Annotated in this window: 20 protein-coding genes, 1 tRNA gene and 1 pseudogene; 12 read left to right on the plus strand and 10 right to left on the minus strand. The window is 67.1% G+C overall.

Annotated elements, in window-relative coordinates; genetic code table 11:
- The 4 genes from M0208_RS09310 to M0208_RS09325 all read right to left on the minus strand — a co-directional run bounded on the left by M0208_RS09310 (window position 1) and on the right by M0208_RS09325 (window position 2,919).
- Window positions 1-1,323, minus strand: a complete 1,323-nt coding sequence (locus M0208_RS09310; RefSeq protein ID WP_258891430.1) for an ATP-binding protein — start codon at window positions 1,321-1,323, stop codon at window positions 1-3.
- A complete protein-coding gene (locus M0208_RS09315) occupies window positions 1,320-1,991 on the minus strand; it encodes a response regulator transcription factor (protein ID WP_258891431.1) in 672 nt (223 codons plus the stop codon). Before M0208_RS09315 ends, M0208_RS09310 begins: the two co-directional genes overlap by 4 nt.
- Window positions 1,992-2,158: 167 nt before the next feature.
- Window positions 2,159-2,572 carry a hypothetical protein gene (locus M0208_RS09320; RefSeq protein WP_258891432.1) on the minus strand — a complete coding sequence of 138 codons (414 nt, stop codon included), beginning with the start codon at window positions 2,570-2,572 and terminating at the stop codon, window positions 2,159-2,161.
- Between the two features lie 89 nt (window positions 2,573-2,661).
- Window positions 2,662-2,919 carry a hypothetical protein gene (locus tag M0208_RS09325; protein ID WP_258891433.1) on the minus strand — a complete coding sequence of 86 codons (258 nt, stop codon included), beginning with the start codon at window positions 2,917-2,919 and terminating at the stop codon, window positions 2,662-2,664.
- Window positions 2,920-3,208: 289 nt separating this feature from the next.
- Between M0208_RS09325 and M0208_RS09330 the strand changes: the two genes are divergently transcribed.
- Together M0208_RS09330 and M0208_RS09335 are read left to right on the plus strand one after the other, a co-directional pair.
- Window positions 3,209-6,520, plus strand: a complete 3,312-nt coding sequence (locus M0208_RS09330) for a glycosyltransferase (RefSeq protein WP_258891434.1) — start codon at window positions 3,209-3,211, stop codon at window positions 6,518-6,520.
- Between the two features lie 71 nt (window positions 6,521-6,591).
- Window positions 6,592-7,080: an RcnB family protein gene (locus M0208_RS09335; RefSeq protein WP_258891435.1), complete on the plus strand. Its 489-nt coding sequence runs from the start codon at window positions 6,592-6,594 to the stop codon at window positions 7,078-7,080.
- A gap of 138 nt (window positions 7,081-7,218) precedes the next feature.
- On the opposite strand, the gene M0208_RS09340 is transcribed toward M0208_RS09335, so the two are convergent.
- Window positions 7,219-7,308 (minus strand) — tRNA-Ser (locus M0208_RS09340).
- A 171-nt stretch (window positions 7,309-7,479) separates the two neighbouring features.
- On the opposite strand from M0208_RS09340, the gene M0208_RS09345 reads away from it, so the two are divergent.
- The gene (locus M0208_RS09345) at window positions 7,480-8,235 is read left to right on the plus strand and encodes a DUF1134 domain-containing protein (RefSeq protein ID WP_258891436.1); all 756 of its coding nucleotides are present in this window, start codon (window positions 7,480-7,482) and stop codon (window positions 8,233-8,235) included.
- Window positions 8,236-8,253: 18 nt separating this feature from the next.
- Here the strand turns inward: M0208_RS09345 and M0208_RS09350 are convergent, their stop codons facing one another.
- Together M0208_RS09350 and M0208_RS09355 are read right to left on the minus strand one after the other, a co-directional pair.
- Complete coding sequence (locus M0208_RS09350; protein ID WP_258891437.1) at window positions 8,254-9,042, minus strand: alpha/beta fold hydrolase; 789 nt, start codon at window positions 9,040-9,042, stop codon at window positions 8,254-8,256.
- A complete protein-coding gene (locus M0208_RS09355; protein ID WP_258891438.1) occupies window positions 9,035-9,883 on the minus strand; it encodes an alpha/beta hydrolase in 849 nt (282 codons plus the stop codon). Before M0208_RS09355 ends, M0208_RS09350 begins: the two co-directional genes overlap by 8 nt.
- Before the next feature lie 167 nt (window positions 9,884-10,050).
- On the opposite strand from M0208_RS09355, the gene M0208_RS09360 reads away from it, so the two are divergent.
- From M0208_RS09360 to M0208_RS09400, 9 genes and pseudogenes are all read left to right on the plus strand, one after another.
- Window positions 10,051-10,830, plus strand: coding sequence for a helix-turn-helix domain-containing protein (locus M0208_RS09360; protein WP_258891439.1), 780 nt, complete (start codon window positions 10,051-10,053; stop codon window positions 10,828-10,830).
- Between the two features lie 91 nt (window positions 10,831-10,921).
- Window positions 10,922-11,222, plus strand: a pseudogene (locus tag M0208_RS09365) (GIY-YIG nuclease family protein).
- A 378-nt stretch (window positions 11,223-11,600) separates the two neighbouring features.
- Complete coding sequence (locus M0208_RS09370; protein WP_258891440.1) at window positions 11,601-13,097, plus strand: aldehyde dehydrogenase; 1,497 nt, start codon at window positions 11,601-11,603, stop codon at window positions 13,095-13,097.
- Window positions 13,094-14,245, plus strand: a complete 1,152-nt coding sequence (locus M0208_RS09375) for an FAD-dependent monooxygenase (RefSeq protein ID WP_258891441.1) — start codon at window positions 13,094-13,096, stop codon at window positions 14,243-14,245. The genes M0208_RS09370 and M0208_RS09375 overlap by 4 nt, the downstream gene beginning before the upstream one ends.
- Before the next feature lie 92 nt (window positions 14,246-14,337).
- The gene (locus M0208_RS09380) at window positions 14,338-15,123 is read left to right on the plus strand and encodes an enoyl-CoA hydratase/isomerase family protein (RefSeq protein ID WP_258891442.1); all 786 of its coding nucleotides are present in this window, start codon (window positions 14,338-14,340) and stop codon (window positions 15,121-15,123) included.
- Complete coding sequence (locus M0208_RS09385; RefSeq protein WP_258893210.1) at window positions 15,123-16,841, plus strand: tannase/feruloyl esterase family alpha/beta hydrolase; 1,719 nt, start codon at window positions 15,123-15,125, stop codon at window positions 16,839-16,841. The genes M0208_RS09380 and M0208_RS09385 overlap by 1 nt, the downstream gene beginning before the upstream one ends.
- Window positions 16,841-17,701, plus strand: coding sequence for an amidohydrolase family protein (locus M0208_RS09390; RefSeq protein WP_258891443.1), 861 nt, complete (start codon window positions 16,841-16,843; stop codon window positions 17,699-17,701). The genes M0208_RS09385 and M0208_RS09390 overlap by 1 nt, the downstream gene beginning before the upstream one ends.
- Window positions 17,698-19,206 carry a class I adenylate-forming enzyme family protein gene (locus M0208_RS09395; protein ID WP_258891444.1) on the plus strand — a complete coding sequence of 503 codons (1,509 nt, stop codon included), beginning with the start codon at window positions 17,698-17,700 and terminating at the stop codon, window positions 19,204-19,206. Before M0208_RS09390 ends, M0208_RS09395 begins: the two co-directional genes overlap by 4 nt.
- On the plus strand, window positions 19,200-20,507 hold the full coding sequence (locus tag M0208_RS09400; RefSeq protein ID WP_258891445.1) for an MFS transporter: 1,308 nt from the start codon (window positions 19,200-19,202) through the stop codon (window positions 20,505-20,507). Before M0208_RS09395 ends, M0208_RS09400 begins: the two co-directional genes overlap by 7 nt.
- Here the strand turns inward: M0208_RS09400 and M0208_RS09405 are convergent.
- From M0208_RS09405 to M0208_RS09415, 3 genes are read right to left on the minus strand one after another with little or no spacing between them, the layout of a single operon-like run.
- On the minus strand, window positions 20,504-21,118 hold the full coding sequence (locus M0208_RS09405) for an isochorismatase family protein (RefSeq protein ID WP_258891446.1): 615 nt from the start codon (window positions 21,116-21,118) through the stop codon (window positions 20,504-20,506). The two genes, M0208_RS09400 and M0208_RS09405, sit on opposite strands and share 4 nt — an antisense overlap.
- Entirely contained in the window at window positions 21,118-22,308 is a 1,191-nt protein-coding gene (locus M0208_RS09410; protein ID WP_258891447.1) for a CaiB/BaiF CoA-transferase family protein, read from the minus strand. The genes M0208_RS09405 and M0208_RS09410 overlap by 1 nt, the downstream gene beginning before the upstream one ends.
- Window positions 22,305-23,216, minus strand: a complete 912-nt coding sequence (locus M0208_RS09415; protein WP_258891448.1) for a hydroxymethylglutaryl-CoA lyase — start codon at window positions 23,214-23,216, stop codon at window positions 22,305-22,307. The genes M0208_RS09410 and M0208_RS09415 overlap by 4 nt, the downstream gene beginning before the upstream one ends.
- Window positions 23,217-23,329: the final 113 nt, after the last annotated feature.

A 23,329-nucleotide genomic window follows, 5' to 3' on the forward strand; every position in this document is an offset into this window, starting at 1 on the left:
CTAGCCGGGTTCGAGGAACAGCCGTACCAGCGTGCCGGCGGTGGGCGTCGCGAATTCCATCCTGCCGCCCATCGTCGTCATGATCCGCGCGACGATCGCCAGACCAAGGCCCGCGCCATCGGTGCGCTGCCGTCCCGCCGCGCGGACCCGGACGCGGCCCGCTTCGTCGCTGGAAGCGACGACGCCCGGACCATCGTCCGCCACCTCGATGAGGCCGCGACGCGCGGCGACGACGATGTGCGTACCGGCCGGGGTATGGCGGACGGCGTTGTCGATCAGATTGGCGACGGCGATGTGCAACAATCCGGCATTTCCGGTGGCCCGGTTCTGATCCGCCACTGCCGCCTCGATCGATCGGCCTGATCGGAACACGATCGGCGCGCGCTCGCGGACCACTTGATCGACCACGCCGGCGATGTCGATCGGCCCAAGTTCGGGCGGTCGCCCGTCGATCGCCGCAAGCTCCATCAATTGCGAAACCACGTGGGTGGACTGATCGATCGCGCGATGCAGCGCGTCGCGCTCCGGCGAAGGGAGCAGCGCGTCGCACCGCAGCATCACCAGCGCGAGCGGCGTGCGCAGTTCATGCGCGACGCTGGCGACGAACGCGGTCTGCCGTCGATAGGCGTCCTCTACCCGATCGAGCGCCGCATTCGTCGCAGATGCAAGGCCCCGCACCTCGAGCGGAAGCGGCGCGACTGCGATCCGTCCGTCGAGATTGTCCGGGCCGATCCGGTCCGCGTCGCGCGATGCGCCCCGCAGCCGCGCCGTCGACCGGCGTGCGACGATCGCGCAGCCGAGCAACGAAAGCGACAGCATCGCGGGCAACATCCACCACGCACGGCGCAGGAACGTCGTCACGATGTCGTCGACGATGACCTCGGGCTGGGAGCGATCCTGCGCGACCTGGATGAGGAATGGGCGTCCGCCCACGACGGTCGCTTGCTGATACACATCAAGATCGCCGTGACGCGTGAACGACGGGGCGCGATCCAGCGCCGCGGGCGGAAACCGGTCGTTCGCACCGCCGCCGACGGCGAGCCGTCCGTCCTCACCCAAAATTCGGAACCCGCGTGTCGCGCGGATCGCGTAAGGCGGACCGAGATCGCGCAGGATGGCGGGCGCTCCGCGGTCGTGCCGATGCTGCAACCGCCAGGCGATCAGCGTCGCGTCATGCCGCAGCCTTCCCGCCACGAAATCGTCGGCGGTGCGCTGCAGCACCGCGCCGATCGCGATCGGCATGATCGGCGCGGCCACACCGACCAGCATGGCCTGCGCCAGCAGCAGTTGCCCGAACAGTGATTGCGGCCAGCGAAGCCTCATGCCGCCAGCAGCATGTAACCGACGCCGCGGACCGTCTGGATCGTCAGCCCGGCGTCCTCCGTCTCCAGCCGCTTGCGCAGGCGATGGACATAGACCTCCACCGCGTTCGAACCGAGCGTGTCACCCGAACCGAACAACTGATCCTCCAGCATGCGTTTGGGCACCACGCGACCGAAGCGGCGCATCAGCCATTCGAGCAATTCGCCCTCGCGCAGCGGCAGGTCGACCGGCCTTCCGTCGATCGCGAACGCGCGCGTATCGGGATGGAGCGACAGCGACGCGGCGACGACGCTGCGGTCGTACCCGCCGCCGTCGCGCCGCAGCAGCGCCTGCACGCGCGCGTACAGCTCTTCGAAATGGAACGGCTTCGTCACGTAATCGTCGGCCCCGGCCGACAGCCCCTCGATCCGCGATTCCACCGCGGCGCGCGCCGTGACCACGACGACCGGCTCGCCGCACCGCGCCGCGCGCAGGCGGCGCAACAGAGCAAGGCCGTCTTCGTCGGGCAGGCCCAGATCGAGAATGACGAGCGCATAAGCGGTGGTCCGGATCATCACCTCCGCATCCACCGCGCTCGACGCGATGTCGGCATGCACGTGCCGCCGCCCGAAAGCGTCGCGCATCGCGCGCGCCAATTCGCAATTGTCCTCGACGATCAACACCCGCATTCGCGTGCGCCGGAATGATTGTGGGACATGGCGTTGGCTCCATGCACGGCAGACCGATCCTGTACTGGCCGGGCGTGCGGGACGGTTGGCGGCAGATTACGAATTGGACAGATGCCGGTGGGCGGCCATTGATCGACTGCCCACAGGCCGTGCGCATCCGGCCCAGGTCATGTCGGCGCGAACGTCGCCTGGATCGTCGCGCCCGCAGGAAGCTGGCAATCGCCCTCGCCGCCGCCCGCCATGCCGCTGGATGGCCGCATCAGCGTGAAGCGGCACCGCATCCGGCCGTCCGATCCCGCCAGATTGGCAAGCACCTTGCCCGAATAATGCGTCACGAACTGCGTGTTCGGCCCCCAGTCACCCCAATAACCGAAACCGCGCCGCCCCCACCAGCGCCCGCGACCGCGCCAGCCGGGTCCGCCCCAACCGATCCACAACGGCGACAGATCGTCGACCTGCGTCTCCTGCGTGACTTGGAAGAACGGGCCGGTGTAGCTGGCTCCATTTCCGAGCATCGCGGTCATCGTGCCGGTTCGTGCGCCCTGCGCGGTCCAGGTGAAGCTGGCGGCATCGCCGGGCACGCGCGACTCTCCGGTACCCGTGCCCGTCGTCGTTCAGCCTGCGACAGTCGCCGCGCCGAGCAGCAGCGCGGCAAGCGGCCTCCGAATGCTCATGACGCCGCCTCCTGCTGCCTGCGGACCAGCGCCGCCTCTTGCCGGGCGTCCGGCCGGGGCGAATGGCGAATTTGCTGACAATGATCGATCAGCGTGCGGGTGCACGGCGGATATACCTGCACGGCCGCGGTGTTCGGATCGCGAGGCGCGGCCAGCGTCGGCGTCGCCATCGATGCCATCAGCAATCCCCCCGATGTGGCGGTGGCGGCGAGCAGTGCGACGCCGCGGACGGCGACCTTGGTAAGATGCACCATGACATGATTTCCTTCGTGAAGGAGGTACGCGAGACGCGGGCGGATCGTCCGTGGCTCGCGGCCTTCGAGCCTGCTGCGTCATGCGCAGCGCCATCAAGATGGCGGAGCAAGCTGACACGCGCCTTACGGCCCCGCGACTTTCGGCGCGCCGTCGCCGATCATGACGCAGCGTTAAGCTGTCGCCCAGCGTCCCGGAATATGCGCGCGGCGAAGGATACGCCGGGTCGCGATCGGGTGACCGGGAGAAAGTGCATCTTGGGAAAGCGGCAAGAGATTGGCGGAATCGCCGATGCGTGACCCGGTGTTCTTCGATCCGACAGGACGGAGGAGCCGCTGGTCGAAGCGCACGGCGTTCGCCATCCTGCTCGCGATCTTCGTCGCTTCACTGGCGTTCGCATCGACGTTGATCGCGGTGCCGCACGGGCGCGACCTGGCGCTCCCACTTCCCCAGCCGCATGCCGCCGCCATGCGGGGCGGCAGCGCGCGGGGCCTCGCGCGCTGGCTGCCGCACGGGCACAACAAAAACCCGCACACCCCGCTTTCGATCGGATTCTATGTTCCCGGCGACGATGCGAGCATCGCGTCGCTGCGCCGCCACGTCGATGCGCTGGACTGGGTCGTGCCCGCGTTCGTCTCCGTCGCCGGGCCGGGGCACGCCATCACCGTCAGTAACGATGCGCTGTTCGACCGGATGATCGCGGCGATGCCGCATCCGCCCAAGGTGCTGCCGATGGTCCAGAACTATGGCGCGACCGGCTGGGACGGGGCCGCCACCGCGACGTTGTTGGCCGATCCGGCGGAGCGCCGCGCATTGGCGGTGCGGCTCGGTGCGATGGTCGCCGGAGCGCACGGGGCGGGGCTGGTGATGGATTTCGAGGCGCTGCCGCGCTCGGCGCAGTCCCACTATCTGACGTTCCTGCGCGATCTGCGTAAGGGGCTGCCGCACCGGGCATCGCTTGCCGTGACCGTCCCTGCGGCGGATGAGGACTGGCCGCTGGGGCGCTATGCCAAGGTCGCCGACCGCGTGATCTTCATGGCGTATGACGAACATTGGGAAACCGGCGCGGCCGGGCCGATCGCTTCGCAGGACTGGTTCGTCCGCGCGGTCGAACAGGCGCAGCGTGCGCTCGGCGACCGTCTCGTCGTCGCGCTCGGCAGCTATGCCTACGACTGGCATGGCGGCGACGCCGACGCGCTGTCGATCGAGGAGGCATGGCTCGCCGCGCACGACAGCGACGCGACGATCACGTTCGACACGGGCAGCGGCAACGCCGGTTTCGCCTATGACGAAGACGGCCAGCGGCACAACGTGTGGATGCTGGATGCGGCGTCCAGCTGGAACCAGCTTCAGGCGATGAAGCGGCTGGGTATCGACGACGTGGCGCTATGGCGGTTGGGCAGCGAAGATCCCGGTTTCTGGTCCGGACTCCTCGCCTTCCGACGGGGTGGCGCGCCCGATCTGTCGCGCCCGCGCTCGCTGCTGAACGCCGACGTGGAGGGGAATGGCGAGATCCTGCGCATCACCGCCACCCCCACCGAAGGGCGGCGGATGATCGCGCGCGACGGACAGGGGATAATCCGCGACGAACATTACACCGTGCTGCCCACCCCCTATGTCGTCCAGCGGGCGGAGGCGCGCGATCCGAAACTGCTCGCGCTGACGTTCGACGACGGGCCGGATGCGACGTGGACGCCCCGCATCCTGGACGTGCTGGAGGCGGCGCACGTCCCCGCGACATTCTTCGTGATCGGGGAAAATGCGCTCAGGCATCCACAATTGCTGAACCGTATCGTCGCCGATGGCGGAGAGATCGGCAATCACACCTATACGCACCCCAATCTGGCGACCACGTCGCCGGGTGGAACCCGGCTCGAGCTGAACGCGACCCAGCGCCTGGTCGAGGCCTATACCGGCCGCAGCATGCGGCTGTTCCGCGCACCGTATTTCGGTGACGCCGAACCGACCACGGCCGACGAACTGCATCCCGCGCTGGAGGCGCAACAGGCGGGCTATACCGTGGTGGGACTGCACGTCGACCCGAACGACTGGCAGCGGCCCGGCGTCGATGCGATCGTGGATCAGGTGATGAAGCAGGTGCATGCCGGCCGGCCGGATGCGCCGGCCAACGTCATCCTGCTGCACGATGGCGGCGGCGACCGTTCCGAAACGGTCGCGGCGCTGCCGCGCATCATTATGGGGTTGAAGGCGGAGGGCTACCGCTTCGTACCCGTATCGCAACTCGTCGGCCTGCCGCAGGCCGCGGCGATGCCGTCGGTGTCGCCGGGCGATCTTTGGGCCGTCCGCACCGATGTCGCGATCTTTGTCGTGCTGGCGGCCGGCGCCGCGGCGCTGGCGTGGTTGTTCTATCTCGCCATTGCGCTTGGCATCATGCGCGCGGTGGTCATGGCGCTGTTGGCCTGGACGCAAAGCCGACGCCGCCCGGCCACGCCGCCGGTTTTCGAGCCCACCATCTCGGTCATCGTCCCCGCCTACAACGAAGCCGCCGTCATTACGGCGTCGGTGCGCCGTGTGCTGACCAGCGACTATCCAGCGATCCAGGTGATCGTCGCGGACGACGGATCGACCGACGCGACCAGCGCCATCGTCGCCGCGGCCTTCGGCGAGGACGCGCGCGTCACGCTGCTGACGCTGGAGAACGGCGGCAAGGCGGCGGCGCTGAACCGCGCGCTGTTGCGCGCGCGCGGCGAGGTGGTGATCGCGCTGGACGCCGACACCCAGTTCGAACCGCAGACGATCCGCCGCCTTGCGCGCTGGTTCGCCGACCCCCTCATCGGCGCGGTGGCGGGCGATGCGCGGGTCGGTAACCGCATCAACCTGGTCACCCGCTGGCAGGCGGTCGAATACATCACCGCGCAGAATCTGGAACGCCGCGCGCTCGCCGGGTTCGACGCGATGACGGTGGTGCCGGGCGCGGTCGGCGCGTGGCGGCGCGCCGCACTCGACGCTGTAGGAGGCTATCCAGAAGATACACTGGCGGAAGATCAAGACCTGACGATCGCGATCCAGCGCGCGGGCTGGCGTGTCACCTACGATCCGCAAGCGACCGCATGGACCGAGGCGCCGGAGAGCTTTCGTGCGCTGGCGAAGCAACGGTACCGCTGGGCCTTCGGCACGTTGCAATGCCTGTGGAAACATCGCCGCGTGCTGCGGACCGGCGCACCGTCCGGCTTGGCGCTGGTCGGACTGCCGCAGGCATGGCTGTTTCAGATCTTTTTCGCCGCGATATCGCCGCTGATCGATCTGGCGCTGATCGTATCGATCGCCGGCACGCTCGGCCGGGTGGCGGAGCATGGCTGGGCGCAAACCCGCGGCGACGTCGGCGCGATGGGCCTCTACTGGCTCGCCTTCACCGCGATCGACACGGCCTGCGGCTGGATCGCCTACCGGCTCGACGGACATCGCATACGCTATCCTGCGCATCTGCTGATCGCACAGCGGCTGGTCTATCGCCAGATCATGTATTCGGTGGTGCTGCGCGCGATCGCTTCTGCAATTGGCGGCTGGGTGGTCGGTTGGGGCAAGCTGGATCGGTCCGGCCGCGTGACGGGCGCGATCGCTGAAAAGGTTTCCGGCAATTAACCTTTCGGCCAGCCGCCGGAAAACGGCGTATGGCTATCTTCGGCCGGCATCGACTTCAAAGGAGAAGCGTCATGCCGAACAGCCGACCTCTCGCCGCCCGCCCGCTCGTCGCGCGCAGTATTGCGGCAGGCCTCGCCACCATTTTCGCGGTGCAGAGCGGACTGGCCGCCGCCGCGGCGCGCGAAGACGGCCGTCCCGCCTTTGCGATGGAACACCAGCGCGCGCCGCTCGGGTACCGGCGGCTGGACCGCCCGGAGGGCGTCGATCTGCGGCCCGACCGGCTGGACCGGAGCGCCTTCAACCACAATTTCCGCGCCGATCATGCGTATCGGATCGGGCGCTATCCCGCCCCGCCGAACTGGCATTACCGCCGGTGGCACTATGGCGAGTTTCTGCCGAGCTTCTTCTGGCGCGACCAGTATCGCATCGCCGATTTCTGGCTGTTCGGTCTCGACGTGCCGCCCACCGGGTATGAATGGGTGCGCTATGGCCCTGATGCCCTCCTGATCGACGTGCGCACCGGAGAGGTCATCCAGGTCGATTATTCCGCGTTTGCCTGATCGCCCTCGACGCGGTCGGTGACAAGGGACCAGCACCGATGGAGATTGGTACCGTCAATGCGGTCACACCGCGCCTCAGTGGAAGTATCGCGACAACGTCAACAATATCGCGCTAAATCAATATTTTGAAAGCAGCCTTGGCGGAGACGGAGGGATTCGAACCCTCGGTACGGTTTCCCGTACGACGCTTTAGCAAAGCGTTGGTTTCAGCCACTCACCCACGTCTCCGGCTGTGCAGCGAGCGCGGGCTATAGCGGGCGTGTCGCGGGCGATCAACCGAGCGATGCACGATTCGTTCTGGCGCGAAATCGACTCGGCTGGGCGCGCCGTTCATTGCCGGGACAGGCGGGAGTTGGTTAACCTCGCTAAACGGGGTTTTCCTGGGGGAAAGTGCGGGCCATGCGCAAGTTGATGATCGCCTTCGGGCTCGCCGCGATGATCGTCGCCGGCCCCGTCTCGGCGCAGGTGCGGACGATCGATCCCAACCAAGCGATCGACAGCGATCTGTCCGGTCCCCCACCGTCTAGCCAGCCATCCGATGCCCCGCCCGCCTATCCCGACGAACCGGTTCCCTCCGAGCCGACGCCCACTCCGCCCGCCACCTCGGGCGCGACGCAACCCTATGGCGCGCCACCGGCCGCAGCGCGCGCGGAAGCCACGACGCAGGCGGAGGACACGTTCAAGCGCGACGACCTGATCGGTGCGGGCGAAGGCGTGTTCGGCAAGGGCGCGGAGGGGTTCGGCGGGATCATCGAGAAGATCCTGAAGGAACAGGGCGAACCCAACGCCTACATCGCCGGACGCGAGGCTTCGGGCGCGTTCGTCGTCGGGCTGCGCTACGGCTCGGGCATCATGACGCACAAGGTGGAGGGTCAGAAACCCGTCTACTGGACCGGGCCGTCGGTCGGCTTCGATGTCGGCGGGGATGCGAACAAGGTCTTCGTGCTGGTCTATAACCTTTATGATACCGAGGAATTGTACCGCCGCTTCCCCGCGGCCGAGGGACGGCTGTATTTCGTCGGCGGGTTTGCGGCGACCTATCTGCGGCGCGGCAACGTCGTGCTGATCCCGGTGCGGCTGGGCGTCGGGTGGCGCGCGGGCGTGAACGTCGGTTATATGAACTTCACCCACAAATCGCGCTGGTTGCCGTTTTAGGGTCGGTTCTGCGATCGCCTAAGCCACGACCTCTTCCGTCGCCACGACTAGCCGCGCAAGCACGTCCGCGTGGCGGTCAAGCACCGCGCCGCTCAGCTCGGGCAGTTCGACCACCGTCGCATCGGGGATCAGCGCCGCCGCTACCCGCGACGGATCGGCCAGATGCCCCGGCGGGTTGAGTACCGTCACCGGTACCGGGATCAGCGGCAGGCGCGCGGTCAGGTCGTGATCGAACAGCGCGGCGTGCGCCCACCAGCCGTTCGGCCACGCCTTCAGCTCATCGACGAAATTCTCGAACCCGCGATGCAGCGGCAACCCTTCCGGCCGCCCCATCACCAGAAAATCCCAGCGCTCCTCGAACTGCGCGAGCGTTTCGCGCAACTCATGCCGCGCCGCCAGCCGCGCGCGCCAGCCCGCGAAATCGATCGCTTGGAAATAAGGCACGCCCATCATCGTCAGCCGCCCGACCCGCTCCGGCTCTGCAATCGCGATCTCCGCCGCAATCGACACCCCGGTGTGATAGCCGAACAGGTCGAACCGCTCGGGCAAGACCTCGGCGATCGCCGCGGCATAGGCCGCGATGCCGATCGGCATGGGCGGCGCGTCCGATTCCCCGTAACCCGGCGTGTCGATCGCGATGACGTGGCGCGTGCCGTCGAGCGCGGCCAGCAGCGCGCCAAAGCTGCGCGACGCATAGGCCGTCGCGTGCAGGCAGATCAGCGGCACGCCCGCGACCGGCGTATTCTCCCGAAGATGCACCTGCCCGTAGCGGCCATCCACGTAACGGCGGCGGATGCGCTCACCCATCGAGGAAATCGGCGATCGTCTTCCACATCCGGTGACGCGCATTCTGCAGATGCCCGTAGTCACCGCCGTCGGGCACGATCACCAGCGCCTTGTCCTTCGTCGCCAGCCGTTCGAAGAAATCGGCGCGCCCCGACCCGCCCTGCATATAATTCTGCATCCCCGCCGCAAAACCGTAGAGCATCAGCGTCGGCACGCTGATCCGGTCGGCGACCGCGGCGACGCTGCCTTCTTCGTTCTCGACCCGGATGCCGTTGGGCGAGCGCGGCTCATGCGCCTCCGCCTGCGCGGCCAGCGCCTCATGCGCCTCCGGCTCCATGAACTCCAGTTCCAGCCGGTCGCGGAAATAGGCCGCGGTATTCGCCCACCATTCGTCCTTCTCCGGGAAAGGCACGATATTCCCCCCGCCGATCGCCGGATCGAGCAGCACCAGCCGCCCGATCCGTTCGCCGCGCGTCTCGGCAAAGCGCCCGACGATCCGCCCGCCCCACGACCAGCCGAGCAAATGCGGCTTTGCAAACCCCTGCGCGACGACCCAGTCGATCACCGCAGCGGTATCCTCGATCGCCTGCTCGGTCTTCACCGAATGCGGATGATCGCGAAGCTCGCTGTCACGGTAGCCGCGGACCGAAAAGGTCACCGCGCCGAACCCACGCGCGACCAGCGCCTCCATGAACGAATAGTCATCACGCCCGTCGAAACCGAAATCATACCCCAATTGCCCCGACAGGTTCGCGCCCTGCACCAGGATGACGACATGCTCGGGGTTCGTTTCGAGTCCTTTCGTGCGGACCGACAGTTTTCCCGCAGGGCCGTCGATGAACAGGTCGGTGGCGGTCGTCATGAATGCTCCTGGACCAGCGTCAGCCGATAGAGGGCCGATATAGGTCGATCGGGTTTCGGTTTCCGATGGTGGTCGCCAGCGGCCGTGCGCGCCACGTCTGATTCCGCAATGTGCGTTGCGCATCCCGCAAGCTTGCCAAGCCCCCGATACCGAAACATCATGGGCGCATGGATGCCGACCAGGAACTCAAATCGCTGAAGCGCGGGCTGAAGGCGATGATGCTGATCAACGCGCAAGGATCGCTCGCGATTTCCGAGCTCAGCCGCGGACTCGGCCTGCCGCGCACTACCGCCGAACGCGTGCTGATGACCCTGCTCGCCGAGGGGTTCGTCGATCGCGATCCGCAGACCAAGCGCTTCTTCCTCACCGATCGCGTCCGCGCGTTGTCGGGCGGTTATTCGGACGAAAGCTGGATCGCGCACGTCGCCGCCCCGATGCTGTTCGAAACCACGCGAGAGATCGGCTGGCCGCTGATCATCGCGACCCCCGCGGGCGAATATATGCGCACGAGGCTGACGACCGATCCGGCGACCTCGCTCAACATCCACCGCCGCCATATCGGTTCGGAAATCGCGATGGGCGTGTCGTCCAGCGGCATCGTCCACCTGGCCTTCCTCGACCCCGAACAGCAACGTATCCTGCTCCAGATCCTGCGCGAGTCCGACGACCCATCGCAGGAGGCGGCGCGCGACGCGAACCGTATCGGCTATGCGCTCGCGCAGGCCCGCGAAGGCGGCTACAGCTTCGGGCTAGACCTCGGGCAGGAACGCAGCGTTAGCGTGCCCATCTTCGAACGCGGCCAGGTGAAGGCGGTCCTCCTGATGGTCTTCATGGCGCGCGGCCTGACCCACGAACAGGTCGTGCGCGATTTCGTGCCCCGGCTAAAGGCGATGGCCGCCGACATCGAACGCCTTGCGTTCCAGGAGCATCCCGCGCCGGTGATTTGAGGGATACTGTTTCGGCTTACGTTGATTAAGCTCTGTTCACTATCGTCACCCCGGGCTTGACCCGGGGTCCCGCTTTTTCTCACATCGAACGATGAATTATGGGCGCTACGGCGGATGGGTCTACATCAATGGCCGATCGGTATAGAGGCACGATGTACGCCGGCGTGACCTCGCACCTGGCCGCCCGCGTTCGCCAGCACCAATCGGGCGCGGGATCGGACTTCTGCGCCCGCTACGGGCTCAACCGGCTGGTATGGGCGGAGCCGGGCGATGAAATCGAGGCCTGTATCGAGCATGAGAAGCGCGTGAAGCGATGGCGGCGCGAATGGAAGTTTGCGCTGATCGAACGCACTAATCCGGATTGGCACGATTTAGCTGACTTGATTGCTTGAAGAAGCGGGACCCCGGCTCAAAACCGGGGTGACGAGCTTGGGTCAAAATCGGTCTCTTGGCTCGGACGCCCGCGTTTTCCTACACGATGCCGATCTGGTAAGAGTCGCTGGTTGCCCAACGCTCTTTCACTTCGTCGATCCCCTCCCTCACCAGCGTGCAAACCGCCGCTCTCAACATTTGCGAAAGCAACGCCAGCGTCTCAACATTCTCAACATTCGCGGTGTCGGACGACCGCACCTCACGCACGCATACCGTGTGAACTTGTGTGAACTTTGGCCGCCGATCCCCTGGTCACCACCCACGCGAGCCTCCCGCATTTCGGTTGCCCCACACCACGTCAATGGCGGACCATCCCCCGTCCCCGCCATCTCGTCACGATGACCACCGCCCCCTCCGCCGCCGCCCGCGCCTTTCTCGACGGCCCGCACCGCCTGTTGATCGGCGGCGAATGGGTCGACGGCCAAGGCCGCACCATTGCGGTCGAGAATCCCGCACGCGAAGATGCCCTGACGGAAGTGCGCGCCGCCTCGCTCGACCAGCTCGATCAGGCGGTCAGTGCGGCGCGCTCGGCGTTGCATGGCGACTGGAGCCGGCTCGGCGGGCGCGACCGCGGGGTGATCCTCAGCCGCTTCGCCGACCTGCTCGAAGCACGCGCGGACCTGATCGGCGAGGTGATGACGCTCGACAACGGATCGCCGCTCGCATCGTCGAAGATGGTCGTGCGGCACCTCGCGGCCGAACTGTTCCGTTACTATGCCGGCTGGGCGAGCAAGATCGCGGGCGACAGTTTCCAGCCAAGCCTCACCGCGCGGCCGACGCTGGACATCATGGTCGCGACGGTGCGCGAACCTATCGGCGTCGTCGGCGCGATCGTTCCGTGGAATGCGCCGCCGGGGATGATCGCGCTAAAGATGGCGCCCGCGCTGGCGGCTGGCTGCACCGTCGTCCTGAAGACCGCCGAACTCGCGCCACTCGTCGGCGATTTGTTCGCGCAAATCTGGATCGACGCGGGCGGCCCTGCGGGCGCGTTCAACCTGGTCCACGGCCATGGAGAGGATATCGGTGCGGCCATGGCGGCGCATCCGCTTATCGACAAGATCGCCTTCACCGGATCGACCGCAGTGGGCCGCAAGATCGTCGATGCCGCGACCGGCAACCTCAAGAAGGTCAGCCTGGAACTCGGCGGCAAGTCGCCGGTGATCGTCTTTCCTGACGCCGATCTCGACGCGGTGATCCCGGCTGCGGCAATGGCGTGCTACCTCTCGACCGGGCAGCAATGCATGGCCGGATCGCGGCTGTTCCTCCACGCCGACATTCACGACCGGGTAGCCGAGGGCGTCGCGGCGTTCGCGAAGACGCTGACGGTCGGCGATGGGCTCGATCCGGACACGGTGCTTGGCCCGATGATCTCCGCACGGCAGAAAGCGCGCGTGCTCGACTATATCGCCATCGCCAGGGCCGAGGGCGCGACCCCGCTGCTGGAAAGCGACGTCATCGACGGCCCCGGCCATTTCATCGGCCCGGCACTGCTCACCGATGTCACGCCCGGTATGCGGATCGAACAGGAGGAAGTGTTCGGACCCGTCCTGTCGGTCATCCGCTTCGATGACGAAGACGCGGTGATCGAGGCGGTCAACGGCACGCCGTACGGCCTGTCCGGATCGGTCTGGACCCGCGACATCGCGCGCGCGCTGCGCGTCGCCAAGCGCGTCGATTCAGGGCAGGTCGGCGTCAACATTCACGCCGCGATGAGCGCGGAGACGCCGTTCGGGGGCAACCGCCAATCCGGCTGGGGCCGCGAATTCGGCCGCGATGGCCTCGACGGCTATCTGAAGACCAAGGCGATCAGCATCAACCTGGGACCGAAACCATGAGCGCGCGCATCCTGGTAATTGGCGCAGGGTTGGGCGGCCTCACCGCGGCGCTCGCGCTGCGCAAGGCAGGGTTCGAGGTCGAGGTGCACGAAGCCGCACCCGCGCTGGGCGAGGTCGGCGCCGGCCTGACGCTCAGCCGCGGCGCGCAGAGCGTGTTCCGCCACCTCGGCGTACAGGATCAGGTCGCCAGTTTCGCGACGCCGTCGACCGGCTTCCCCTTCCTCCACTATCGCACCGGCGCGGTACTGGCAGGCGCGCTCGATCACGGCATCGGCCTGCCTGACGACGGCGCAGCCGACATCTCGCGCCAATGCCACCGCGCCGACCTGCACCGCGTGCTGGCGACGGCGTTCGACGGCCCGCTCCACCTCGGCCACAGCCTCATGGGAATCGAGGAGACCGCGCACGGCGTCCGCGCACGCTTCGCCGACGGCAGCGTGGCGGAGGGCGATGCGCTGATCGCCGCCGACGGCGTGCGATCGGTCGCGCGCGGGCTGTTATGGGGCGCGGACGCGCCGCGCTTCACCGGACAGATCGCGTACCGTTTCCTAGTCGACCGAGCGGCCGCCTCGCCATTCCTCGAACACGGCCGCGGCGCGGTGTTCCTCGGGCCGAAGCGCACCTTCAACCGCTACACGCTCCGCTCGGGCAACATCCTCAACTGCGTCGGCCTCGCCGCCACCGACGCAGGGGCCGACGAAGGCTGGTCCACCCCCGCAACGCGCGACGAAATGCTGACGACCTTCGCCGATTTCCACCCGTCAGTGACGGGACTGATCGGCCGCGCGGACCACCTCATCAAATGGGGCATCTTCGACCGCGCGCCGCTGCCGCGCTGGAGCAAGGGCCGCGCGACGTTGCTCGGCGACGCCGCGCACGCGATGCTGCCATTTCTGGGTATGGGCGCAGCGATGGCGATCGAGGACGCGATGATCCTCGCCCGCGCCTTCGAAGCCGAGGGGGCGGTGGAACCCGCGTTCGCCCGCTACGAGGCGGCGCGCATCCCGCGCACGACGTTGATCCATGCGAAATCGGTCGATCAGGGCCAACTGACGCAGGCGCGCGATCCCGATCGTTACGAGGCGGCGACTGCCCCCGCGGCAGACCCGTCGATCCTCGGCTACGACCCTGTCACCGCGCCGGTCTGACGCCCCGGCGCGCCCGGTATGCGGGCGACGGCGCACATCGCACCGCCTTCGCACCGCGCCCCGATTAGCTATGGCCTGAGCAGGAGAGCCGCATGACCTTCACCACGCTGCGCTATGAAAAGATCGACCGCGTCGCGATCGCCACCTTCGCAACGCCCGACAATCTCAACGGCATCACCGAAGCGCGGCTGGACGAACTGGAAGCGGTGCTGACCGACTGCGAAACCGACGAGACGATCGGCGCGCTGATCCTGACCGGCGAAGGCCGCGCCTTCTGCGTCGGGCTCGACCTCGATCTGCTCGACCGGGCGTTCGCCGATCTCGACTATTTCGACATCATCGTAGCGCGGGTCAACGGTATCATCACCCGGCTGGAAAACCTCGACATCCCGACGATCGCGGCGAACAACGGCTTCACGCGCGCCGGCGGGTTCGAGATTTCGCTCGGATGCGATTTCATGATCGTCGCTGATGAGGCGAAGGTCGGCGACGTTCACACCGATGCGGGCGTGGTGCCCGCGGCGGTGACGCTGCGGCTGAAACGCCGCGTCGGCGATCAGCGCGCAAAGGAAATCCTGTGGACCGCGCGCTGGTACAAGGGGCAGGAGGCGGTCGATGTCGGGCTCGCGATGAAATCGGTCCCGCTCGCCACCCTGCGCGACGAGGCGATCGCGTTCGCGCGGACGATGACCGACAAGCCGCGCGCGACGCTCGCGACGCTGAAGCAGATCATGCGCGACGGTGAGCGCCTTTCGACCGCCGACGGCGCGGCGCTGGAGCTGGCCGCGTTCGCCCACTACAACCGCACCCAGCCGTATGGCCGCGAAGGATACTCCGCCTTTCGCGAAAAGCGCGTGCCGAGCTGGAAAGCCGCGTGATGCGCGTGCTGCTGGCGTTGCTGGCGCTGTGTACCGCAGCCCCAGCGCTCGCCCAGCCGTCGCCGCTCGCCGGCGCAGCGAAAGTCGTGCTCGACCGTGACCGCTGCGAGGCGCTCGCCGGGGGCCGGTTCAAGGAACTGGAGGGTGCGCCGACCTGGATTATCAAGGCCAGCTATGTCGCCGCGACCGAGCAGCGACAGGCGCATTGCGCCATCACCGGCTACGTCAACCCGGCCAACGTGTTCGGCCTGTACCTGCCGATCGACAAGTGGAACGGCCGCTACCTCGTCCGTGGCTGCGGCGGCAGTTGCGGGGCGGCCTTGGTCGAACTCGCCTGCGGGCTGCACGTTCGTGACGGCTATGCGTGTCTGATCACCGACATGGGCCACACGTCGACCAACATCGACAACAATTGGGTCGCGAACAACCTGCAGGGGCTGGTCGATTTCGGCTATCGCTCGACCCACGTCACCACCGTCGCGGGCAAGGCCATCGCCGCCGCCTTCTACGCGAAGCCCCCCAACAAGAGCTATTTCTTCGCCTGCTCGACCGGCGGCCGCCAGGGCATGATCGAGGCGCAGCGCTTCCCCGAGGATTTCGACGGCATCGTCGCCATCGCGCCCGCCAGCATGGGGCCGTATGGGCTGAAACGCGCCGCCAGCGTGTCCGACGTCGACACGTTCAGCGCCAATCCCGATGGTTCGCCGATCGTCCCTGCCCGCAAAGCAATCCTGATCCATCAGGCGGTGGTGCGCGCGTGCGACGGCAATGATCGGGTGAAGGACGGCCTGATCGGCGATCCCCGCGCGTGCCGCTGGAAGCCCGAGGACATGGCCTGCACCGGCAGCGACGTCCGCAACTGCCTCACCCCGCCACAGATCGCGCTGCTGCACAAGATGTACGGCTGGCGCGGCGCGATGAAGGGGTCGGAACTCAACTGGATCGGCAATTACATCCGCTCCGCCCCGCTGCCGGGCGAGACGCGGAAGCCGCTGTTCGATCTCGGCGAAGGCCGCGGCGATCCGGCGACGATCGAGAGCATGATCAACCCCAACAACCCCGATCTGCGCCCGTTCAAGGCGAATGGCGGCAAACTGATCGTGGTTCACGGCTGGTCCGATCACTCCGTCCTGCCGCCGCCCACGATCGACTACTATGAGACGATGACGAAGACGATGGACGGCCCCGCCGCCACTCGCAGCTTCGCGCGGCTGTTCATGGTGCCCGGCATGGATCATTGCGCGGGCGGCGAAGGCGCGTCGGCGATCAACTATATGGCCGCGATCACCGCGTGGGTCGAAAAGGGCGCCGCCCCTGACAAACTGCGCGGGGTTCACACTACACCCGGCGCGCCGCTCGATTATTTCGGGATCGACCTGCCCAACCTCGACCGCCAATATTACGCGTTCGAGCGCGATCATTACGCTTATCCGAAGGGCAGCGTCGCCGTCGGCAAGGACCGCCCAACCCCGCCCGACACCCGCCCGCTCGATGCGCGGCTGACCGACGCGATCGCAATCGCCGAACGCACCGCGACCGCCGCCGGTTATCCGCGGATGAACGCGGTCAATCAGGTGCAGAAGGCGCTGTGGGAGGTGCTCGGCAAGAGCAATGGCGCGCCCGACGCGCAACTCGCCGCCCTGGCCGCCCTCGCTCCGCAATCCTCGATCGGACGCGAAGCCGTCCGTCGACTGCAAGCAGAACTGGCGCTGAACTGATGGCCGGGTACATCGACATCGTCTGCAACATATACACGCCCGAGGCGGTCGCGAACGGCTGGACCGGGCTGGACGACGACTTCAAGCGTCAGGTGCGGATGCCGCCCGAGATGTTCGGCGGGGTCTCGATCGACGATTATCTGAAGAAGATGGACCGTGCGGGAATCGAACGCTCGCTGCTGATCGCGGTGCGCGCGGGCGACCTGAACGTGCGCGGTTCGTGGGAAATCCCCTACAAAGTGATCGCCGACATCTGCGCCGCGCATCCCGATCGCTTCTCGGCGCTGGCCGGGATCGACCAGACGCGCGGGATGCAGGGGCTGCGCGACCTGACCCAGGCGGTGGAGGAATACGGCTTTGTCGGCGCGCATTGGTATCCGCACTGGTTCGGCACCGCGCCCGACGCCGCGCAGATCTATCCCTATTACGCGAAGTGCTGCGAACTCGACATTCCGATCATGATGCAGGTCGGGCAAAACCTCGTTTATTCGAAGGAGCGCCGCCTCCCCTCGGTCGCGCGGCCGATCCTGCTCGATCAGGTGGCGATCGATTTCCCCGATCTCCCGATCATCGGCATTCACATCGGCGTGCCGTGGACCGACGAGATGATCGCGATGTGCTGGAAACATCCGAACATCTACACCGCGGGCGACGCCTATGCGCCGAAACACTGGCCGAAGCAGTACGTCCGCTACGCCGACAGCTACGGCAGCCACAAGGTTCTGTTCGGCACCGACTGGCCGGTGATCGATCCCGAACGCGCGGTGGCCGAAGTCGCCGACCTCGGCCTGCGCCCGGCGAGCCACGCGAAGATGATGCGCGACAATGCGCTGGCCGTGTTCACGAAGCTGCCGCGATGAGCCTGCCGGGCACCTTCCATTCGATGACGTTGGGCGGCGCGTTGCGCGCGGCGGCGGCGCGCGATCCGGGCAAGATCGCGATCAAATACGGCGCGACGGAGATCAGCTTCGCCACGCTGTCCGATCGTGTCGGGCGGTTACGCGATGCGGCGATCGGGCTGGGCGTGGTGAAGGGCGATGTCGTCGCGATCGCCTCGCGCAATCGCACCGAGTTCATTGAGGTGGTCGCCGGGGTGCCCGACGCCGGAGCGGCGGTAGCGACGATCAACCCGCGGCTGGCGCCCGGCGAAGTCGCACAGGCGCTGGAAGATTGCGGCGCGCGTATCGTTTTCACTGACCCCGATTCGCGCGCGCTCGTCGAGCAATCAGGCGTCCCCGGCCTGACGCTGATAACCTTCGGCCCCGAGTACGAAGCCTTGCTCGCCCACGCCCCCACCCCCGCGACCCGCCCGCAGATCGACGAATGGGACGCGTGGACCATCCCCTACACCTCGGGCACGACCGGCAAGCCCAAGGGCGTCGTCCTGTCGCACCGATCGCGGATGCTGGTCGGGCTGATCTGCGCCGCCGAGTTCGGCTGCTTCGGACCCGACGACCGTTTCCTCGCGATGACACCGATGAACCACGGCGGCGGGCTGGGCTTTCCGACCGGAATTCTCGCGGCGGGCGGGTCGATCGAGATCCTCGACAAGTTTGATCCCGAAACCGTTCTCGAACGGCTGAAGTTCGGCGGGATCACCGGCCTGTTCATGGTGCCGACGCACTTCCAGATGATCTTCGCACTGCCGCCCGAGACGCTCGCGAAATACGAACGCCCGCCGATCACATCGATCCTCGCCAATGCAGCCCCGCTGCCGCAGGCGATGAAGGAGAAGATCATTCCGTATTTCGGCGAAACCGTGCTGCACGAACTCTACGCCGCGACCGAAACGGGGCTGGTCTGCAACCTCCGACCGAAGGATCAGGTGCGCAAGGTCAGCTGCGTCGGCACCACCTTCCCCCACGTCGAGGCCGAAGTACGCCGCGACGACGGCAGCATCTGCGACGCGGACGAGGTCGGGGAATTGTGGAGCCGCGGCCCGGTGCTGTTCAACGGTTATTGGAACCGGCCCGAGGAAACCGCGAAGGCAGTCAAGGATGGCTGGGTCTCGGTCGGCGACATGGCGCGGCGCGATGCGGAGGGATTCCTCTATATCGTCGATCGTCTGAAGGACATGGTCATCTCAGGCGGTGCCAACATCTACCCGCGCGAGATCGAGGAAGTGCTGTTCCAGCATCCCAACATCGCTGACGTAGCGGTGATCGGCGTGCCCGACGAAACCTGGGGCGAGCGGCTGAAGGCGTTCGTGGTGGCGCGCGGTGACGGCTTCACCGCCGAAATGCTCGCCGCCCACTGCGCGGGCAGAATCGCTACGTACAAGATTCCGAAGGACGTGGCGCTGGTCGACGCGCTGCCCCGCAACGCCAACGGCAAGGTGCTCAAGACCGAACTCCGCACATGGTGAGCGCGGACGCGCCACGCTCGAACGCCTACGCCTGGTATGTCGTCGCGGTCCTGATCGTCGCCTACACCTTGTCCTACGTCGACCGGTCCATCCTGACGCTGATGGTCGGGCCGATCCGCGCCAGCCTGAACATCAGCGACGTGCAGTTGAGCCTGCTCCACGGCCTTGCCTTCGCGATCTTCTATACCATCATGGGCATCCCGATCGGTCGCCTGGTCGATCAGCGGCGGCGGACCGGGATCGTTGCAGCGGGCGTCGCCTTGTGGAGCATGGCGACGGTCGCGTGCGGTTTTGCCGGGAGCTTCGCGACGATGTTCGCGGCGCGGATCGGCGTCGGCGTGGGCGAGGCGGCGCTGTCGCCTGCGGCCTATTCGATGCTCGCCGATCAATTTGAGGGCAAACGGCTGGTCCGCGCGCTCAGTTTCTATCAGAGCGCGATCTACCTTGGCCCCGCCATCGCCACTTTGGCGGGGGGCGTGATGCTCGGGCATCTGTCGCCGCTCGACACCGCGCTTGGCCATTTCGAGCCGTGGCAACTCGTCTTCATTCTGGTCGGCCTGCCCGGCATCGCGGTCGCCTTGCTCGTCGCCACCTTGCGCGAACCCGCACGCCGCGGCGCCAGCGCGACCGATGTCGCGCCGCCGTTTCGGGCGGTGCTGCATCAGGTCGCCGACCAGCGCGGCGCCTACGGCCTGCTGATCCTCGGCCTGTGCTGCCAGAGCGTGATGTGGAACGGCGCCGCGGCGTGGATTCCGACGCACTTCATGCGCACGTTCGGCTGGACGCCGAGCCAGGTCGCATGGAGCTACGGCCCGGCGATTGCGATCGCGGGGACGTGCGGTGGGCTGTTCGGCGGATGGCTTGCGGGGTGGATGCGCGACAAGGGGTATCGCGACGCCAACATTCGCATCGGCATCGTCGCCGCGCTGACCGCGCTGCCGATGATCGCCGCCGCGCCGCTGATGCCGACCGCCGGCCTGTCGCTGGCGCTGATTGCGTGCTTCCTGTTCTGCGGCGCGATGCCGTACGGTGGCGCAGCGGCGGCTTTTCAGGAGATCACGCCGAACCGGATGCGCGGGCAGGTATCAGCGATCTATCTGTTCTGGCTGAACCTCGCCGGGATCGGGGCGGGGTCGACGATCGTCGCGATGGTCACCCAGCACCTATATGGCGGCGACTTGGGCGTCAGCCGGTCGATCGCGACCGTCGCGGGAACCGCCGCGGCGTTGTCGGCGGTCGCCTTGACCCTGTGCCTCGCGCCCTACCGGCGGGCGATGGACCGCGCCGGGATTGTCGCCTAGCCGCGCATTAGGCGGATCGCTTCCGCCTCGCCGACCACTTCGGCATATTTGGCCTGCAGGTCGAACAGATTGGCCTCGTGCGGCCCGGCGTGGCGATCCCCGCACGCCTCACGCACCACGAACGGCACGAAACCGTGCTGGAGCGCGTCGAGCGTCGTCGCGCGAACGCAGCCGGAGGTGGAGAAACCGGTCACGATGACGGTATCGATCCCGCGCGCCGTCAACGTCGAGGCCAGCGTCGTGCCGAAGAACGCCGACGCATATTGCTTCAATACGATCGTCTCGTCGTCGCGCGGCTGCAGCGTTGGCGGAAATGCCCCGCCCGCGCCGCCGCGCTGGAACGCCTGCAACGCCGGCACCTTGCGATAGAACAGTCCGCCATCCGCCCCGCCCGGCTGGTACACGACGTTGGTGAAGATCACCGGCAGGCCCGCGTCTCGCGCGGCGGCGGTCAGCCGCTCGTTCGACGCCAGCGCGCGCTCGAACGCGACGTCGTACAAGGGCGAACCCGGCGTCAAATACGCCATCACCACGTCGACCAGCAGCAGCGCGGGCCGCTTGCCGAAGCTCAGCCGCCCGTCGAACACCCCGGCGTAATTGTCTGCCGCCATCAGATTGCCCCTTCGGCTTTCAAGACGGCCAGATCGTCCGCCGACAAGCCCAGCGCGCCATAGACCGCATCATTGTCCGCGCCCACCGTCTGCGGCGCGATGCGGCGGATGGAGCCTGGCGTATCGGACATCTTGGGGAAGCTGTTCTGCATCTTTAGTTCGCCCCAGCGCGGATGATCGAGCGTCACGATCGCGTCCCGCGCCGCAAAATGCGGATCTTCTAGCATTTCCGGTGCACGGTAGATCGCGCCGGAGGGCACGCTGTGCTCGATCATCAGCCGCTCCACCTCGGCGGTCGTCAACGTCCTCGTCCAAGCTTCGATGACGCCATCCAGTTCCTTTTGATGACGCCCGCGCGAAACGTGATCGATATAACGCGGATTGGTCGCCATTTCCGGCCGCCCCATCGCCGCGCACAGCCGCGCGAACACCGCATCCTGGTTCGCCCCGATCAGGAATTCGCCGTCAGAACATTGATAGACGTTTGACGGCGCAATTCCCGGCAACGCCGACCCCGATCGTTCGCGGATATAGCCCGAGGCGACATATTCGGGGATCAGGCTTTCGGTCACCTGCAGCACCGCCTCGTACAGCGCGCTGTCGACCACCTGCCCCCGCCCGGTCCGTTCGCGTGCGTGCAGCGCCGCCAGCGCCCCCATGCAGCCATAGGTCGCGGCCAGCGTATCGCCGATCGACAGCCCCATCCGGCTGGGCGCGCGATCGGGATCGCCGACGATATAGCGCCACCCGCCCATCGCCTCCCCGATACCCCCGAACCCGGCGCGCGAGGCATACGGCCCAGTCTGGCCGTAGCCCGAAACGCGGACGATGATCAGCCGTGGATTGATCGCGTGCAACGCGTCGGGGCCGAGGTTCCATTTCTCCAGCGTGCCGGGCTTGAAATTCTCGATCAGGATATCGGTGTCGGCGATCAGTTTGCGCACCAGTTCCTGTCCGGCGGGAACGCGCAGGTTGGCGGAAACCGAACGCTTGTTGCGCGCCACGACCTCCCACCACAATTTGTGCTCGCCGCGGCCCCACGCGCGCATCGGGTCACCCGCGCCGGGGGACTCGACCTTGATCACGTCGGCCCCCATGTCGCCCAGCAACTGCCCGCAGAACGGCCCCGCGATCAGCTGTCCCAGCTCGATCACGCGAATGTCTTTTAGCGCACCTTGGTTTTCGGTCACTGCGCGTCCTCCGTCGCGGGCGGGAAGCGCCCGGCTTTCGACACCATCCCCGGCAGCGGGCGTCCCATCACATCGGTGAACCATCCGGCGGCGGCGATCAGCGCATCGAGATCGAGCCCCGTAGCAACCCCCGATCGTTCGAGCAGATAGACGACGTCCTCGGTCGGCACGTTGCCCGCCGCGCCCGGCGCGAACGGACAGCCGCCGAGTCCACCGAGCGACGCGTCGATCGTCGCCGCGCCCGCCTCGACCGCCGCTAAGGCGTTGGCGAGCCCGGTGTTGCGCGTATTGTGAAGGTGGACGCGTACCGGCAGCGGTGCGATCGCCGCCCGCACCTGCGCTACCAGCGCGGTCACCTCGCCCGGCACCGCGACCCCGATCGTGTCGGCCAGCGCCACTTCGACCGCGCCGCTGGCAGCCGCGCGGCGCGCCATCGCCACCACCCGATCGGGCGACACCACACCCTCGAACGGGCACCCGAACGCCGCGCCGATCGTGATCTGCCCGCTGCGCCCCGCGGCGCGTGCGGCGGCGACCACATCGCACGCGACATCGAGCGATTCGTCGCTGGTCTGCCCCTGGTTGCGCATCGCGAAGCTGTCGGTCGTGACGCATACCGCGCCCAGTTGATGGACCTTCGTCGCCAACGCACGCTCCGCGCCGCGGCGGTTGAGGACCAGGCCGATGTAGGTCGCGCCGGTATCGGGCAAAGCGGCGACGACCTGCTCGGCATCGGCCATTTGCGGCACCTTCACCGGATTGACGAAACTCGCCACTTCGATCCGCCGCACGCCCGTGGCCAGCGCGCGCTCCACCAGCAACACTTTGTCAGCGGTGGCCACGATCCCAGATTCGTTCTGCAGCCCATCACGCGGTCCGACTTCGACGATTTCGACTCCGCGCGACACCTTATCCGCTCCCGATCATTGATCGCATCTTTGGCGATATTGTATACATATCGCAAGCAGCGATCGTTGGATTTGGATCGTCGGGCGCTTGTTTCCGCCGCCGTAGCGCGCCA

It is taken from the genome of Sphingomonas sp. SUN019 (assembly GCF_024758705.1).
Classification (GTDB): domain Bacteria; phylum Pseudomonadota; class Alphaproteobacteria; order Sphingomonadales; family Sphingomonadaceae; genus Sphingomonas.

Bases quoted from the DNA above. Each gene is read 5' to 3' on its own strand.
- M0208_RS09325 (WP_258891433.1), bottom strand. From the start codon at position 2,919: ATGGTGCATCTTACCAAGGTCGCCGTCCGCGGCGTCGCACTGCTCGCC.
- M0208_RS09385 (WP_258893210.1), top strand. From the start codon at position 15,123: ATGCGCGTGCTGCTGGCGTTGCTGGCGCTGTGTACCGCAGCCCCAGCG.
- M0208_RS09360 (WP_258891439.1), top strand. From the start codon at position 10,051: ATGGATGCCGACCAGGAACTCAAATCGCTGAAGCGCGGGCTGAAGGCG.
- M0208_RS09330 (WP_258891434.1), top strand. From the start codon at position 3,209: ATGCGTGACCCGGTGTTCTTCGATCCGACAGGACGGAGGAGCCGCTGG.
- M0208_RS09350 (WP_258891437.1), bottom strand. From the start codon at position 9,042: ATGGGTGAGCGCATCCGCCGCCGTTACGTGGATGGCCGCTACGGGCAG.
- M0208_RS09405 (WP_258891446.1), bottom strand. From the start codon at position 21,118: ATGGCGGCAGACAATTACGCCGGGGTGTTCGACGGGCGGCTGAGCTTC.
- M0208_RS09335 (WP_258891435.1), top strand. From the start codon at position 6,592: ATGCCGAACAGCCGACCTCTCGCCGCCCGCCCGCTCGTCGCGCGCAGT.
- M0208_RS09310 (WP_258891430.1), bottom strand. From the start codon at position 1,323: ATGAGGCTTCGCTGGCCGCAATCACTGTTCGGGCAACTGCTGCTGGCG.
- M0208_RS09400 (WP_258891445.1), top strand. From the start codon at position 19,200: ATGGTGAGCGCGGACGCGCCACGCTCGAACGCCTACGCCTGGTATGTC.
- M0208_RS09370 (WP_258891440.1), top strand. From the start codon at position 11,601: ATGACCACCGCCCCCTCCGCCGCCGCCCGCGCCTTTCTCGACGGCCCG.
- M0208_RS09395 (WP_258891444.1), top strand. From the start codon at position 17,698: ATGAGCCTGCCGGGCACCTTCCATTCGATGACGTTGGGCGGCGCGTTG.
- M0208_RS09375 (WP_258891441.1), top strand. From the start codon at position 13,094: ATGAGCGCGCGCATCCTGGTAATTGGCGCAGGGTTGGGCGGCCTCACC.
- M0208_RS09380 (WP_258891442.1), top strand. From the start codon at position 14,338: ATGACCTTCACCACGCTGCGCTATGAAAAGATCGACCGCGTCGCGATC.
- M0208_RS09355 (WP_258891438.1), bottom strand. From the start codon at position 9,883: ATGACGACCGCCACCGACCTGTTCATCGACGGCCCTGCGGGAAAACTG.
- M0208_RS09345 (WP_258891436.1), top strand. From the start codon at position 7,480: ATGCGCAAGTTGATGATCGCCTTCGGGCTCGCCGCGATGATCGTCGCC.
- M0208_RS09390 (WP_258891443.1), top strand. From the start codon at position 16,841: ATGGCCGGGTACATCGACATCGTCTGCAACATATACACGCCCGAGGCG.
- M0208_RS09315 (WP_258891431.1), bottom strand. From the start codon at position 1,991: ATGCGGGTGTTGATCGTCGAGGACAATTGCGAATTGGCGCGCGCGATG.